Raw genomic sequence first — 15,090 nt, 5'->3', positions numbered from 1 at the left:
GCCTGGGTGAGGGCCTGCCGGTTTACTGGCCGCTGAGTGCGACGGTCGGCGGGACCCGCGCCGCCCTGAGCGCCGGGTAGAGCCCGGCGAGCGCGCCGATCAGCACCGTCGTGCCCAGCCCGCCGCCCAGGGCCCACGTCGGCACCACCGCGGGCAGCGCGTTCAGCTGCGCGTAGACGAACGTGGCCAGCGCGCCCAGCAACACCCCGGCACCACCGCCGAAAGCGGACAGCAGCACGGCCTCGACCAGGAACTGGCTGCGCACCTGCCCCCTGGTGGCGCCGAACGACCTGCGCAACCCGATCTCTCTGCGCCGCTCCAGGACGGCGACCACCATGGTGTTGGCCACGCCGACCGCACCGACGAACAGGGCGACCGCGCCCAGCCCGAGCATCAGCCCGGTGAACGCCCCCGCCGCCGCGGTCTTCGCCTTGAGCGCGTCGGACGGCCTGCTGACCTTGGCCTCGTTCGGGTTCTCCGGGCTCACCGTACGGGCCAGCACCGCGCGTACGCTCTCGACGGCCTCGTCAGCCGACCGCTCGTAGACGGTGGTCGGGTGACCGTCGTGGTTCAGGTAGTCCTTCGCGGCCGGAAAGCCGATCAACGCCGACCGCTCGATCTCCTCGGCCAGCGGCATCCTGTCGAGGATGCCGATGACGGTGAACCACCTGTTGCCGATCCAGACCTGCACGTCGGGGCTGGTCAGGCCGAGCCGGTCGGCCGCCACAGCGCCGAGCACCACCACCGGCTGCCGTTCCGTGGCCGCGTTGAGCCAGGTGCCCGACTTGACCTTGCCGTCCACGGTGTCGATCAGGTCGAGGCTGCTGGCCTGGACCGTGATGCCGAGGGAGATGCCGCTGGGGATGAGGTCGTTGCGCCGGACGATGACGCCCGTCGCGCCGGTCTGACCGGCCTTCGACACGCCGTCGATCCGCCGGACCATGTCCGAGGCGGTCTTGGGCAGCTTGACCTTGTCGCCGAAGAGGCTGTCGCCGGGCTCCACCCTGAGCAGGTTGGTGCCGAGCGCGTCGAGCTGGCGCAGCAGCTGTTCCTGGCTGGAGGCGGAGATGCCGACGACCGTGACCATGGTGGCGATCCCGATGGAGATGCCGAGCGCGGCGAGGATCGCGCGCATCGGCCTGGCCCGCAGGCCCGAGGTGCCGAGCCGGGCCAGGTCCGTCGGCCGCAGCCGGGCGGGGCGCAGCGTCGTCATGAGATCTCTGACCTGACCAGGCCATCGCGGACCCGGACCCGGCGCGGGCACGCCATCGCCACCTCCGCGTCGTGGGTGATGATCACGACCGTGATGCCCGCCGCGTTCAACCGCCGGAACAACGCCATCACCTCGGTGCCCGCCTCGGAGTCGAGGTTGCCCGTCGGCTCGTCGGCCAGCAGCAGCGGCGGCTCGCCGGCGACCGCCCGCGCGACCGCGACCCGCTGCATCTGCCCGCCGGAGAGCTGATGCGGCCGGTGTTCGAGCCGGTGGCCCAGGCCGACCCGGTCGAGCGCCGCCGCCGCCCGGTCGCGCCGCTGCCTCCTGGACAGGCCGGAGTAGAGCAGGCCGTCGGCGACGTTGTCGAGCGCCGACGAGCCGGGGCTCAGGTGGAACTGCTGGAAGACGAACCCGATGTAGCGGGCGCGCAGGGCCGACAGCTCGCTGTCCGACAGCCTGCTCACGTCGTGACCGGCCACGCGTACCGTGCCCGAGGTCGGGCGGTCGAGGGTGCCCGCGATCTGCAGCAGCGTCGACTTGCCCGAGCCGGACGGGCCGACGATGGAGACCATCTCCCCGCGGCCGATGATCAGGTCCACGTCGCGCAGCGCCTGCACCTTGCCGTAGCTCTTGCTGACGCCGCGGATCTCCAGGATCTTCATCGGCCCGACACCGAGACCTGCAGGCCCTCGGCGAGCCCCGCGCCGCTCACCTCGACCCGGCCGTTGCCGAACGCCCCGGTCTTCACCGGGGTCCGCACGGGCGCCTTGCCCGGCTCGACGATCTCCACCCCGTAGCCGCCCTCAGGCAGCGCGAGCAGCGCCTCCACCGGCACGGTGAGAACGTTCTCCGCGCGCCGGCGTTCGAGCTCGACGGTCACCGGGGCCTCGTCCAGGGAGCCGAGCGACTTGGCCGAGACCTTGATCTCCACCTCCACCGTGGCGCCGCTCTCCTGGTTGTCCGCCCGCTTGACGGTCTTGGCCACCTTCGCGATCCGGGAGATCTTGCCGGTGGCCTTCTTGACGCCGGCCAGCTTCACGGTGACCTTCTTGCCGACCTTGGCGATGTCCTGCCGGTCGGCGTCGAGGTTGATGCGCACGAGCCGGTCGGTCGCGGTGGTCTTGAGCACCGGCCGCTGCTGCGCGACCTGGTCGCCCACCTCGACGACCGTCTCGCTCACCCGGACCTCCTCCGGCACGAAGACGATGTCCGCGGGGGTCACCTCGCCGTCGCGCTCCATCCCCGTGTCCTTCTGCCAGGCGCGTACGGCCCGCCGCGTCGCGTCGGTGAAACGGGTGTCGACCGTCATGTTCTTCTTGTAGCCGAGTGCGCGCAGGTTGCGTTCGAGCTGCTTGACGTCCGGGCCCCGCTTGACCCCTTCCTTCAGGGTCCGGTACGCGGGCAGCTTGCCGTACAGCAGGATCCGCGGCCGGCGATCGATGTGGTAGAGCGACTTGCCGCGCTTGATGGTCTTGCCCTCGGCCGGAAGGCTGGTGATCGTGCCCCCGGAGCCCGCCTTGATCGTGCGGTCACCGGCGTACGTGAGCGTCCCGTCGATGCTCTCCTTGTCCACGAGGTCGCCGCGGGTGATCGGCTTGGTGGCCGTGGAGACCGTACGCGGGGTCGGGGTGCTGCCGGCCTGCGCGCGCGGGCCGGTGTCGAAGAACGCGGCCGAGGCGTGGATGCCGCCCGCGGTGACCGCGCTGCCGACGACCGCGGTGCTCAGCGCGACGATGACTCCCTTGAGCCGGCCGTTCACTGGGCGGCACCCCCTTGGCCCTGGAGCTGCGCGGCGCACTTCTCGGCCGCCTGCTGCAGCTTCGGGTCGTTGGGGTCGAGGTTGGGGTTCTCCTGAGGCGGGTCGGGCACGTCGAAGCCCGCCTCCCGCATGCACCTGGCGACCTGGATGAGCTGGTCGCGCACCTTCGGGTCCTCAAGCGGGTTGGGAATCTGCGAGGCGTACTCCTCGCACGCCTTCGCCGCCTTCTCCAGGGTCGCCTGGTCGCCCTCGTACTTCCAGGTCTTCTCCTCGGGAGAGCCCGGGTCGGGCACGTCGATGCCCTGCTCGCGCATGCACTGGGTGAGCTTGAGCATGGCGTCGTCCGCCCCGGCGGTGGGCGCGCCCGACGCCTTGGGAGCGCCGGACGCCTTCGCGGCGGTCGCGGCCTTCGAGGCGGCCGGGGTGCCGGCGATGGCGATGGCGATCGGGTGACGCTCGTCCCGCTGGGCACAGCCGGTGAGGAGCGTCAGGCCGGTGAACGCGGCGGCGGCCATGGCGATGGCCTTGGTCATGGAGGGCCGTCCAGGTCGCTGGGTCATGAGCGGCCGTCCCAGTCGAAGGTGCGCCTGGTCAGCACGTTCACCACGACGGCGGCCACGAGCAGCCCGGCCACGGCGGGCCAGGTCTCGGACAGCCGGCCCTGGTAGGCGTGGAAGACGAAGTCGTTGAGCTGGGCGAGCGGGTTGTAGTTGGTGATCTCGTAGAACCACGGCGCCACCCCCTTCCACCCCTCGCGCGGGACGCCCAGGCCGCTGCCGGCGAACAGCAGCACGATGCAGAGCGGCGCCGCCACCCGGGCGCCGGCGGGCGGCATCCGCATGCCCCCGAGCAGCAGCCCGGTGCTGAACGCGCAGTAGGTGACGACCAGCGCCGCGCCGGCCAGGCTCAGCGGGTGCCACGAGCGCGGCGGCCCGTAGACGAGGAACGTCACCGCGGTGAACAGCGCCACCGAGGCCAGGACCAGCACGCCGGCGGCGATCGCGTGGGCCGCGACATAGGAGCCCGCGCCCACGGGAGTGCGGCGCAGGCGCCTGAGCATCCCGCGGTCGCGCAGCTCCGAGACGTGCGTGGTGAGCACCATGATCCCGACCGTCGCGGCGACGGTGCCGGCCATCTCGGGCAGTAACCGGTCGATGACCCGGACCCCCGGCATCGCGCCGAACTCCAGCGTGGGGAACGAGAAGCCGATGAACAGCATCAGCAGCAGCAGGACCGCGAACGGCAGGACGATCGCGGACACGAGCGCCGCCGGGGAGCGTACGAGGAGCATCAGCTCAAGGCGGACCATCGCCCACAGGGTGCCGTTCATCGCCCGCTCTCCAATGCCGCGGGTTCCGGGACGGCGGCCAGGGTGAGGTAGGCGTCTCTGAGGGTGGGTGGGCGAATCGACCAGATCCGGTCGCCGCTCATGGGTGACAGCTCCTGGATCGCCGCCTCCAGCGCCGGCCGCGAGCCGTACAGGTAGGTCGAGCTGGCATAGGGCAGGACGCGTACGTCGCTCGGCCGGCCGACCTTCATGTGGGAGGGCACCCGCAGCACGAAGACCGAGCCGAGCAGCCGGATCAGCCGCGACGGCGAGCCTTCCGCGAGCACCCGGCCCCTGCGCAGCAGCACGACCCGGTCGGCCAGGTTCTCGGCGTGGCCCAGGTCGTCGAGCGTGACGCAGACCCCGCCGTAGCCGTCGCGCAGCTCGCTGATCGTCTGCTCGATGCGCTGCCTGCTGCCCGGCTTGAGCCCGGTCATCGGCTGGTCCAGCAGGACGAGCTCGGGGTTGCCGGTCAGGGCGAGCGCGATCATGGCTCGCCTGCGCTGGCCCTCCGTGAGCGACTTGAAGCGCTTGGGCAGCAGGGGCTCCAGATCGAGCAGATCGATCAGTCGGGAGGGCAGGCCGCGGGTGCCGTACAGGCGGGAGAACAGGGAGATCCCCTCGGAGACCTTCATCCGATCGGGCAGGCTCTCGTCGCGCAGGCTCACGGCCAGGCCAGAGGGCAGCGGGTCGCCGGGCCCGACCGTGCTGCCGAGGATCTCGACGCTGCCGGAGTCGGGCTCCGCGCCGCCGGACAGGCACTCGATCAGGGCGCTCTTGCCGCTGCCCGGCGGGCCGACCACACAGACGATCTCACCGCGCTCGACGGTGAAGGACACGTCTTCCAGCGCCTGCGCCTTGCTGAGGTCGGTGACGTCGAGCAGCGGGGTCATGCGCCCGCTCGCTGGCTGAAGCGGTCGGCGATGGTGGCGCCCACCTCCAGGTACGTGTCCCGCGTCGAGGTGCGCAGGAGGTCGAGGTCGACTTCTGAGCCCTGCTCCAGGTGCGGGTCGAAGGGGATGCCGATCACCGCCCGGCAGCGCTTCGAGAAGTGCCCCTTGAGCTCTTCGAGGTTGACGGGGTTCCTGCGGGTGTTCTTGACCGCCGACAGCACCACGACGGCGTCCTTGGCGAGCGTCTGGTGGCCGTGCGCCTGCAGCCAGTCGAGGGTCGCGGACGCCGATCGGGCGCCGTCGACCGTGACCGGGCTGACCAGCACGATCTGGTCGGCCATGGCCAGGATCGCGCTCATCGCCGAGTGCAGCATGCCGGTGCCGCAGTCGGTGATCGAGATCGAGTAGAACTGCTCCAGGATCTGGGCGACGGCACGGTAGTCGTCGTCGTTGAACGCCTCGGAGATCGCCGGGTCGCGGTCGGAGGCCAGCACCTCCAGCCGCGAGGGCGCCTGGGAGGTGTAGGACCGCACGTCGGCGTAGCGCCAGATGCCGCCCCGGTCGTTGAGCAGGTGGCGAACGGTGGCGGGCGACTCCAGCCGGAGCTTCTCCGACAGGGTGCCGCGGTCGGGGTTGGCGTCGACCGCGATGACCCGGTCGCCTCGCTGGTGGGCGAGGGTGGAGCCGAGCCCGATGGTGGTCGTGGTCTTGCCGACGCCGCCCTTGAGGCTCATGACGGCGATCCGGAAATGTCCGGCGGCGACCGGCCGCCTGATGCGCTCGATCAGCTCGTGGCGGTGGCGTTCGGCCTTGGAGTCCTGGGGGCGGATGAGGCCGCCGGACAGCGTGTACACGAGTTTGCGCCAGCCGCCGGAGGGCGGCCGTCTGCGGGTGCGGAGCAACCGCTCGGGGCGCAGGCTCTCCGACGACATCGCCGCGCCTGGGCTGCCGTCCGCCGCCCCGGCAGCAGAAGGGTCGGGGTACGCCGCGCCCGGCTCGGACGCCTGCACGTGCGGCGCGGCCTGCCCGTGAGCCTGGCCATGAGCAGGCATGCGCGGGGTGGCCTGTCCGTGAGCCGGCGTCCCTGTCGCGGCCGGGTCGGGGACGGGCGCCGACATGGGTGCGGGCCTGGCCTGCCGCTGCTGGGGCGGCGGCGCCGACGGCTGCTCCCACGGGGCCCGCTTCTCGGGCGGCAGCGGGGTGGCCGCCGGCGGCTGGCCGGGCGGCGGGAAGACGCGCACCGGCCTGGGCGGCGGCGCTGCGGCCGCGGTCGGCTCGGGCAGCACCGGTCCCTGGCCCGGTCCCTGTGCCGGTCCTTGCGCCGGTTTCTGGGCCGGTCCGTGGGCCGGGCTCTGCACCGGTGCCGTGTCGGGCTCCGGTTCGCCGCTGTGCCACACTCCCTGATCCTCGTCCGGCTGGTCGCCGGGGCTCGGCCAGGGGTCGGCGGTGGGGGGACTCCACATCTCGAAGTGCCCCGCGGCCGGAGCCGAGGCAGGAGGCTCGCTCCCGCTCCTGTCCTGCTGCCACCACAACCCGGAGGGCGGGGGCGGCGGCGGCTTTTCGGCGGCCGGCGCCCCGGACGACCTGTTGGGCGGCGGAAACCGGATGGTACGCGTCAGATCCGGATCCACGATTTGTTCCCCGTTAACCCCGCCTTTGTGCTGGTCGTCCGCATTCCCCTGAGGCTGTTCATCCGGCCCGCCGTGCATGTCTCACCCGTCCGCACTCCGTGCGCATCAACTGCTCGCAGGACATTCCACGAATAACAACGTACATGCGCACTTGTCAAGGTTGAAGATCTGAATCGATATTAGTGAGATTTGGAGACGAAAGTGACAAATGTCCGCTTTGTCCGTATTCTTGACTTGTCGTGTCGAGATTGCCGGAAAATTGGCGATCTTGGTTTGGAAAATCTCCCCCGTGGGGAGTCCAGAATTCACCGCCGAGCGCTACATTCGCAATTGTCTTGAGATGTTCGGCCCCTGGAGCGAGACTCGGTAGCTCCCTTACGCTTTCGTCTGTCCGAGAGAGGAAAGGTTAATGGCTCACAACAACGAGTTAATCCCGGGTATGCCGGGAACTGTCCGAGCCGTCCAGGTTTTCATGTGGATCAGCGTGGTGCTCGGCATCATCCTGCTGGCGGTCGGGGCCCTCAGCCTGGTCGCCGTCAGCGCGCTGTCGGGCGACCCCGAGATCGACGCCGCCTCCGCGGCGCTGCCCCCGATGGGGGTGATGTGGATCCTGATGCTGGTCTCGGCCGTCCTGGTCGTGGCGCAGCTCGTCCTGGTCATCAGGATCCCGCGCCGGCAGGCTGCCACGCGTACCGGCATCATCTGGCTGTTCGTGGTCTCCGCGGTCGTCAACCTCGTCGCCGCCATCGTCACCACCGACTACGTGTCCAACGGAGTCTCCCTGCTCCTGTCCGTCCTGCTCATCGGCCTGCTCATGTCCGCCGACGCCAAGCGGTACTTCGCCGCCTGACCGCCGCGCGCGCCAGGCTTGGCAGAGGGCCTTCGTCACCGTTCCCGGTGGTGGAGGCCCTCTCCATGTTCACGGCGTCACAGCCACCCGAGCCGCTGCGCGTTCCTGATGGCCTCCGGGCTGCTCACGGCCCCCAGCTTGGACATCGCGCTCCCCAGGTGGCCGCGCACGACGCCCTCGGTGAGGTGCAGCTCCGTCGCGATCCTGGCGACTGCGGCGCCGCCGCGGACCAGCCGGAGCGCGGCCCGCTCGTGCTCGGTCAGCGGGCTGTCGCTGGCCGCCATCGCGCCCGCGGCGAGCTCGGTGTCGAGGTAGCGGCCGCCGGCGGCGACCTTGCGGATCGCCGTCGCCAGCTCCTCCGCCGGGGCGTCCTTGCCCAGGAAACCGCCCACGCCGGCGGCCATCGCGCGGCGGAGGTATCCCGGCCTGGGCAGACTCGCCAGGATGACGATCCCGCACCGCTGCGCGATCTGCTGGGCGGCGGCGAGCACGTCCATGCCGGGCAGCTCGATGTCGAGAACGGCGACGTCGGCGCGGTGGCCTGCCACCGCCGGGGCGATCTCGTCGCCGCGGCCGACCTCGGCGGCGACCTCGATGCCCTCTTCGAGGGTGAGCAGCGCGGCCAGGGCTGCTCTGATCAGGTGTTCACCGTCGGCGAGCAGCACTCGGACGACGTCTGCCATCTACGTCTCCCACGACATGCGTACGGCTGGCGCCGGACTATGCAGGAATCCGGCGTCAGCCGTACTGAGCAGATCCTACGACCCGCCTGAGGCCAGTATGGTCACGCTGTCCCCGGAGTCGTCGCTCTTCGCCGTGGTTTTGTCCACGTAGGCCTTGACGGCCTGCCCGGCCCAGTCGTCCCGGACGAGCTCCTCGATCCGCCGGTCGTTCCCGCCCAGGGACAGGTGGCGGAGCACGCCGCTGTGGTGCGCCAGGGCGAGCAGGGTGACCGTGCGGGCGTCGGGCTTCCCGCCGCGGATCGCCTGGCCGAGCCGGTCCTTGAGCCGGCGCACCGGCTCGGGGTCGTCGTGGCCGTACCGCTCGACCGGGAACAGGCCCAGCATCCGGGACTTTTGCGCTCCGAACGTACCCCGCTCGGAGAGTCGTTGCAGGTAGTGCCGTCGTTTGCGGACGGGATTGATCATGATCAGCCACCGGCTGGGCGGCAGTGTCTTGCCCACCTTGACGAGCCGGGCGAGCACGGCGTCCAGCTCGGTGTCGCCGACCGGATGCCTGTCCACCACCGTCAGGCCCGTGCCGCGCACCCGCACCTTGCCGAGCGCGCCCAGCTCGGCCAGCTCGGCGGCCGTGAGGCTGATGTTCAGCACATTGTTGGGGATCAGCTGCTTGCCGTCGGTCTCCCGGTGCGCGAGCAGGATGAGCTCTTCCGCGAATGCCAGCTGTTCAGTGGACATACCGTGAGTGTCACTCCGGCCCGCCGAACCGCGTAGACCTTGATGTCATCGGGGCGATGTGACATCTGTCATGACGCCCCCGTCACGCGCCGGGAAACCGGCCGCTGAGCGGCGGATGCAGGTCGGAGGTCCCGCTTCACGTGCGCTTCCTGCCCTGGAAGCTTCGAGGAAGCCCGGAGGAAGCCGCTCTTGTTACCTTTGCCCGCAGCACCTCCGAGTTGCTCGGTTCGAGCAGCTTTGCGCCACGGTCGCCGACAGACGGGGGAACGATGACGGCGCTCAAGAACGAGGCAACGGACACGGCCAAGGGGTGGATGGCCCCGATCGATCTGGATCGGGTGCCGGGCGTCGAGGAGTTCCTCGGCCGGCTCGGCTACGGCCGCTTCGACCGGGAGACCCTGGTGGCGCCGATCGGCCGCAACGAAGTGTGGGCGGGCCGGACGGACAGCGGCAGGAAGGTCTTCGTCAAGCGTCTGATCGGGGGAGACGACGCGACGCCGAGGCTGAGGCGCATCCTCGCCTTCGAGCGGTTCAAGGCGGCCCGGCCGCTGCTGGCGGAGCGGCTGAGCACCCCGGACTTCCTGGGCGAGGACGAAGCCGCCGGGCTCGTGGCGTTCGAGTTCATGGACGAGGCCAGGAACGGCGCCGAGGCCATGATCGAGGAGTCGTTCGGCGACGAGCTGGCCAGACAGGTCGGCGAGGCGATCGGTCACCTCCACAACGCCGTGCCCGAGGACGGCGAAGGGCTGCCCGACGGCCCCTTCCCGCTGCCTGACCTGCGGCTTCTCCGCGGACTGCCGCTGGAGCTGTGGCAGAACCTGAGCTACGGCGAGATGGAGAGCTGGAGCATCCTGCACGGCGACCCCGAGCTCATGCGCGGCATCCACGCGCTGTGCGAGCGGGAGAGCCGGGCGCCCAAGGTGCCCGTCCACGGCGACTTCCGGGTCGACCAGCTCCTGCTGCCGGAGACCGGCGGATTCCAGGTCACCGACTGGGAGGACTTCCGGCTCGGCGACCCCGCCCGCGACGTCGGCGCCTTCGCCGGGGAATGGCTCTTCCGCTCGATCCTGGACATCGTGAGCGCGCGCGGCGACGAGGTGGTCTTCGAGGCGGCCGAGTTCACGCACGAGATGGTCCTCCAGCGCGGCGCCGAGAAGATCGAGCGGCTGCGCCCCCGCATCCACGGCTTCTGGCAGGGCTACCGCGGCGTCAGGACCGGGCTCGACGACGACTTCGCGGTGCGCGCCACGGCGTTCGCCGGCTGGCACATGATGGACCGCCTGCTGGCCTCGGGGGCGCGCTCGGGCAAGCTCTCCGGCATCCAGCGCGCCGCCGCCGGCATCGGGCGCACCGCGCTGCTCAGGCCCGCCCGCTTCACGATCGCCCTGGGTTTGGAGGACGAATGAGCGTCGCTGACCTGGCCGTACCCGACGGGATCGCCCCGGTGCTGGACGCCGTGAGCGTCGACGCGGACCGGCTGCGCGCGAGCGTCGCCGACGTGACGGTCGAGGCCGACAGCGCCGCCGAGCTCGCGGTGAAGCTCTCCCAGGCGCTGTACGAGGTCCTGCACACCGGCCGGCGTACGGAAGAGGGCGCGGGACTGCCGTTCCACCTGCGGGACAGGGAGTTCGAGCGGGCACTCGCCGAGCACGTGCCCCATGAGACGACGGTGTCGGAAGGCGTGATCGCCGAGGCGTTCCCCGCCGACGCGGCCGAGGACGAGAAAGTCCTGGTCGTGTGCGGAGGACCGCGGGTCTGGGTGCCGCGCGACCGGATCAGGGAGCAGCCGCCGCTCACGCCGGGTCAGCGCGTGCTGGTCGCGCTGTCCCCGCTGCGGCCGGCGCTCTCGCCGGGCTTCTTCTTCGTGCACGGCTCGGTGCCGAGCGACATGCGGGGCGACATCCTGCGCGTCTACGTGAACCTGGCCGATCCGGAGCAGGCCCCGGCCGTCTGGCGCCTGGTCCTGTCCTACCTGGAGGAGCAGCAGGCGGAGTACCGCGCGAAGGTGCTGTCCTCCCCGCTGCTCTATCCCCGGCGCGACGGGCTCGTGATCTATCTCGGCGACCGCTCCCGCGGCCTCGCGGCCGACCTCGCCGCCCTGGTGGACGGCGTGCCCGGCGTGGGGGCGGAGACGTCCGCGTTCGCGCACGCCCTGGGCCCCGGAGTGGCGGTCGCGTGGGAGCCGGACGACCGCAGGCTGGTCATGAAGGGCATGAGCTTCGGCCAGCACCGTGCGGGCGTGCTCGGGCAGGCGCTGGTGGAGGCGGCCGCGGGCCAGTCCCCCGCCTCCGCGGTGATCGCCGCCCGGTTCGCGGAAGCCAACATCGACCCGTGCGACCTCGCACGGAACGGAACGTCGCCTCAGGCGATGACGGGAGGCGTCTGCACGTGCCCCCCGATGTCGGATCCGGACACTCAGCTGGGAAGGAGGTGAACAGCATGACGAAGAGCACGGCCATCATGGAGCTGGTCGCGGGCTACGACTCCTACGCGCAGCCGAGCGAGTTGCAGGTCTCCGCGATTTCGGACGCCCCTGAGCTGTGGTTCACGATTTGGGCCATCAGCTATGGCGTACGCGTGAGCTCCGCCAAGTGCGCCATTTGGGCCTCGGCCGCCTCCGGCGCCGTTTCCGGCTGGATCCTGAACCGTTAGGACGGGATCGCGCTTCCCTGCGATGAAAAGCGAAGGGAGGGAAAGAATGCACGATGTCGTGCGCCCGTCGAAGTCGACGGCGATTATGGAACTCACGGCGGGATATGACGCCTACGCGGATGCATCAGAATTCAGTCTGCCGGCCGAATCCGAGGCGCCCGCGGGCACGCCCATAACAATTCTGGTACTGGGCGGATTCGCCACCAGTTATGTGGTCAGCGGGATCGCCCGCAAGGCCTGGGACAGAACCTTTATCTTCGGCTGCTGATAACCCGGAGAAAAAGAGTGGGCAGGCGATATATGCAGGGCGCCTGCCCACGCCCGTCCCGTCCTGCTCGGCACGTCTCAAGGAAACACATGCGAGATTCGAACGCCGACGACCTGGCCGAGATGGCGGACCTGCTCACGCCGCTCGCCATCCGGGTCGCGGCGACGCTACGCCTGGCGGACCACATGGCCGCCGGGGTGACGACGGGGGCCGGCCTCGCCGAGCAGACGGGTGCCCATCCCGCGACGCTGAAGAAGCTGCTGCGCTTCCTGGTCACCCGGGGGATCTTCCGGTGGAGCGAGGAGCGCGGCTACGAGGTGACCGAGCTCGGCGCCCCGCTGCGGGACGGCGCGCCCGGCGGCGTGCGCCGGCGGCTGAGCATGGACGGGCTGCTGGGTCTGGCCGAGCTGGGACTGACCGGCCTGCTGCACACCGTGCGCACCGGCGAGGCCGGATACAAGGCGGCGTTCGGCAGAGACTTCTGGCAGGACGTGAGCGACGTGCCCGACGACGCCAACGTGCTGGCGGAGGAGGTCGTCAGCGGCCTGGAAGCGGACGGCGTGCTGGTCGTGCACAGCTACGACTGGCCGGACGCGGGCCGGGTCATGGACGTCGGTGGCGGCAACGGGACGCTGCTCATCGAGCTCGCCCGCCGCAACCCCCGCCTGCACGGCGCCGTGCTCGACCTGCCCGGGATGGTGCGGGCCGCGGCCAAGCGCATCGAGCAGGCCGGCCTGGCCGACCGATGCGAGGCGATCGAGGGCAGCTTCTTCGATCCGATCCCGCCGGGGTTCGACGTCTATCTGCTGTCGGCGATCCTGTGCGACTGGCCGGACGACGACGCCATCACGATCCTGCGCCGCTGCGGAGAGGCGGCGGGGGCGGACGGCCGCCTACTCGTGGCCGACCTGAACCTCATCTACGACGACGACGCGGACGCCGCGCGGATGAACCTGCTCCTGACCGGCACGGTGCCGGTGCCCGTGCGCACGCTGAAGCAGCTGAAGCGGCTCGGTGCGGCGGCGGGACTCGAGCTCTCCTGGGAGGGTCCGGCCACGAGGAGACGAGCACTTCTGGAGTTCCGCGCTCATTGACACGCACTCTCTTGGACAGGTGAGAAGTGGAAGAGCAGCCGCCCACGCAGGTCGCGAACGGGCACAACCCCGCGCAGACCGTGGAAACCGGGCAGACCGTGGAGACCGTGGAGACCGTGGAGACGCAGCCGGCGGATGAGCAGGCGCCTGCGCAGAAGCTCCTGCTGTCCCGTGAGATGACGGCCGGCAAGGCGAACCAGGTGGCCGTGATCGCGCTGCTCGCCCTGCTGTCGACCATCACCACGCTCGCCCTGCCGCTGATCGGCGGGGCCTTCGTCGCCGAGTTGGAGAAGGGCGGCGGCGCGGTGACCACGGCCGCCCTCTGGATGGTCGCCGTCGGCCTGGCCGCGGCGATCACCGGCACCATGTCCGGCTTCCTGCTGGCCAAACTCGGCATCCAGCTCGTCACCAAGCTGCGCGTGCGGACCCTGCGGCACTCGCTCGGCCTGCCGCTGAAGATCGCCAGGCGTGAGGGCACCGGCGACCTGGCCGCCCGGCTCACCTCCGACTCCTCCCAGATCCGCGGGCTGACCGAGGTCGGGCCGCTGCAACTGCCCATGGCCGCGCTGCAGGTCGTCGCGACGCTCGTCATCATGGGCGTGCTGGACTGGATCCTGCTGCTGATGACGGTCGGCTCGTTCCTGATCGCGATCGTCGGGGTCGTGTTCGTCATCAAGGCGATCCGCCAGAAGTTCGAGGCGCTGCAGACGGGGGTCGGCAAGCTGTCCGACGACTTCGTCGCGACCATGGAGTCGCTCACCGTCGTCAAGGCCCACCGGGCCGAGAGCAGGCTGGTGAAGAGCTTCTCCGAGCGGGCCGAGAACCTGGGCGGGCTGGAGATCGCCGCCGCCAAGCTCGAAGCCATGGTGGTGCCGGTGATGACCCTGGCCCAGCAGATCGCGCTGGTCATCGTGATCATGGGTGGCGGCGTCCGCTACGTCTCCGGCGACATCTCGCTGCCGAACCTCGTCTCGTTCCTCCTCCTGCTGCTGCAACTCGCCGCTCCGCTGATCATGGCCATTCAGGCGACCGGCGCCATCCAGGCCGGTCTCGTGGCCAAGCAGCGGTTCGAGTCCGTGTTCTCGCTCCCGTACGAGCAGATGGACGACCGCACGGCGGACCGCGAGCCGGTGACGGTGCGGCCCGGGGCTCCCGCGGTCGTTCTGGACGAGGTCGGCTTCGCGTACGAGGAGGGCCAGCCGGTGCTGGAGGGCGTCGGCTTCACCGTGCCGCAGAACGGGCTGACCGCGATGGTCGGCAGGTCCGGGGCCGGCAAGACCACCGTGCTCGGCCTGATCGAGCGGTTCATGGAGCTGGACTCCGGCAAGATCACGGTCTTCGGGCGCGAGCTGCCGGAGTGGCCGCTGTCGGACCTGCGCGGCCGGATCGCCTACGTCGACCAGTCCTTCACGCTGCTGCGCGACACGGTACGCAACAACCTGCTGCTCGGCCTCGACCGGACCGTGCCGGACGAGGTGCTGCTCGACGTACTGGAGCAGGTCGGCCTGCGCGAGGAGATCGACGCGCTGCCCCAGGGACTGGACACGTCCATCGGCGGCGAGAGCGACCTGTCGGGCGGCCAGCGGCAGCGCCTGGCCCTGGCCGGCGTGCTGCTCAGCGACGCCCGGCTGGTCCTGCTCGACGAGCCGTCCTCCCAGCTCGACAGCTTCAACGAGGGCCGGCTCCGCGAGGTCGTCGACCGCCTGTCCGAGGACCGGGCGGTCCTGGTGGTCGCGCACCGCCTGTCCACCGTCCAGCACGCGCGCCACGTCATCCTCCTGGACCGGGGGAAGGTGCTGGCGCAGGGAACGCATGAGCGGCTGATGAGCGAGAGCGAGCCTTATGCCGAGCTCGTACGCGGCCAGATGCTGCGCCCCGTCGACTCCGTCCACCTTTCCCGACCATGAACGCCCGCTGAACCCCCGCCTTCCCTGAACGCCCGCCTTCTTGAACAGGAGTGATGATGCCCAGCCTTTCTGTCTTGT

General features: G+C 70.6%; 16 protein-coding genes. 7 read left to right on the top strand and 9 right to left on the bottom strand.

Features of this window, described 5'->3' with window-relative positions:
* Positions 1–22: 22 nt before the first annotated feature.
* From ABEA43_RS42955 to ABEA43_RS42925, 7 genes are read right to left on the bottom strand one after another with little or no spacing between them, the layout of a single operon-like run.
* Positions 23–1,213 carry an ABC transporter permease gene (locus ABEA43_RS42955; RefSeq protein WP_345571434.1) on the bottom strand — a complete coding sequence of 397 codons (1,191 nt, stop codon included), beginning with the start codon at positions 1,211–1,213 and terminating at the stop codon, positions 23–25.
* The gene (locus ABEA43_RS42950) at positions 1,210–1,875 is read right to left on the bottom strand and encodes an ABC transporter ATP-binding protein (RefSeq protein WP_345571433.1); all 666 of its coding nucleotides are present in this window, start codon (positions 1,873–1,875) and stop codon (positions 1,210–1,212) included. Before ABEA43_RS42950 ends, ABEA43_RS42955 begins: the two co-directional genes overlap by 4 nt.
* Positions 1,872–2,972, bottom strand: a complete 1,101-nt coding sequence (locus ABEA43_RS42945) for an efflux RND transporter periplasmic adaptor subunit (protein WP_345571432.1) — start codon at positions 2,970–2,972, stop codon at positions 1,872–1,874. Before ABEA43_RS42945 ends, ABEA43_RS42950 begins: the two co-directional genes overlap by 4 nt.
* On the bottom strand, positions 2,969–3,505 hold the full coding sequence (locus ABEA43_RS42940) for a hypothetical protein (protein WP_345571429.1): 537 nt from the start codon (positions 3,503–3,505) through the stop codon (positions 2,969–2,971). Before ABEA43_RS42940 ends, ABEA43_RS42945 begins: the two co-directional genes overlap by 4 nt.
* Positions 3,506–3,528: 23 nt before the next feature.
* Entirely contained in the window at positions 3,529–4,302 is a 774-nt protein-coding gene (locus ABEA43_RS42935; protein ID WP_345571427.1) for an ABC transporter permease, read from the bottom strand.
* Positions 4,299–5,192 (bottom strand): ATP-binding cassette domain-containing protein, encoded by an 894-nt coding sequence (locus ABEA43_RS42930; protein WP_345571425.1) that lies wholly within the window; start codon positions 5,190–5,192, stop codon positions 4,299–4,301. Before ABEA43_RS42930 ends, ABEA43_RS42935 begins: the two co-directional genes overlap by 4 nt.
* Positions 5,189–6,823, bottom strand: coding sequence for a nucleotide-binding protein (locus tag ABEA43_RS42925; RefSeq protein WP_345571423.1), 1,635 nt, complete (start codon positions 6,821–6,823; stop codon positions 5,189–5,191). The genes ABEA43_RS42930 and ABEA43_RS42925 overlap by 4 nt, the downstream gene beginning before the upstream one ends.
* Before the next feature lie 439 nt (positions 6,824–7,262).
* On the opposite strand from ABEA43_RS42925, the gene ABEA43_RS42920 reads away from it, so the two are divergent.
* Positions 7,263–7,673, top strand: coding sequence for a hypothetical protein (locus tag ABEA43_RS42920; RefSeq protein WP_345571421.1), 411 nt, complete (start codon positions 7,263–7,265; stop codon positions 7,671–7,673).
* Positions 7,674–7,750: 77 nt separating this feature from the next.
* On the opposite strand, the gene ABEA43_RS42915 is transcribed toward ABEA43_RS42920, so the two are convergent.
* Both ABEA43_RS42915 and ABEA43_RS42910 read right to left on the bottom strand, forming a co-directional pair.
* A complete protein-coding gene (locus tag ABEA43_RS42915; protein ID WP_345571419.1) occupies positions 7,751–8,356 on the bottom strand; it encodes a response regulator in 606 nt (201 codons plus the stop codon).
* Between the two features lie 75 nt (positions 8,357–8,431).
* Positions 8,432–9,091, bottom strand: coding sequence for a GOLPH3/VPS74 family protein (locus ABEA43_RS42910; protein WP_345571417.1), 660 nt, complete (start codon positions 9,089–9,091; stop codon positions 8,432–8,434).
* Positions 9,092–9,360: 269 nt separating this feature from the next.
* Here ABEA43_RS42910 and lxmK point away from each other — a divergent pair, with 269 nt between their 5' ends.
* From lxmK to ABEA43_RS42880, 6 genes are all read left to right on the top strand, one after another.
* Positions 9,361–10,497, top strand: coding sequence for a class V lanthionine synthetase subunit LxmK (lxmK, locus tag ABEA43_RS42905; protein WP_345571415.1), 1,137 nt, complete (start codon positions 9,361–9,363; stop codon positions 10,495–10,497).
* Complete coding sequence (locus ABEA43_RS42900) at positions 10,494–11,525, top strand: T3SS effector HopA1 family protein (protein WP_345571413.1); 1,032 nt, start codon at positions 10,494–10,496, stop codon at positions 11,523–11,525. Before lxmK ends, ABEA43_RS42900 begins: the two co-directional genes overlap by 4 nt.
* A 5-nt stretch (positions 11,526–11,530) precedes the next feature.
* Complete coding sequence (locus ABEA43_RS42895; RefSeq protein ID WP_345571411.1) at positions 11,531–11,743, top strand: hypothetical protein; 213 nt, start codon at positions 11,531–11,533, stop codon at positions 11,741–11,743.
* Positions 11,744–11,789: 46 nt separating this feature from the next.
* Complete coding sequence (locus ABEA43_RS42890; RefSeq protein WP_345571409.1) at positions 11,790–12,011, top strand: LxmA leader domain family RiPP; 222 nt, start codon at positions 11,790–11,792, stop codon at positions 12,009–12,011.
* 89 nt (positions 12,012–12,100) lie between these two features.
* A complete protein-coding gene (locus ABEA43_RS42885; protein ID WP_345571407.1) occupies positions 12,101–13,105 on the top strand; it encodes a methyltransferase in 1,005 nt (334 codons plus the stop codon).
* A gap of 26 nt (positions 13,106–13,131) precedes the next feature.
* On the top strand, positions 13,132–15,012 hold the full coding sequence (locus ABEA43_RS42880; protein WP_345571405.1) for an ABC transporter ATP-binding protein: 1,881 nt from the start codon (positions 13,132–13,134) through the stop codon (positions 15,010–15,012).
* Positions 15,013–15,090: the final 78 nt, after the last annotated feature.

This window comes from Nonomuraea rosea, assembly GCF_039539705.1.
GTDB lineage: Bacteria > Actinomycetota > Actinomycetes > Streptosporangiales > Streptosporangiaceae > Nonomuraea > Nonomuraea rosea.
Note: the sequence above shows the minus strand (reverse complement) of the source record. Positions and strands in the feature narration are given on the sequence as shown.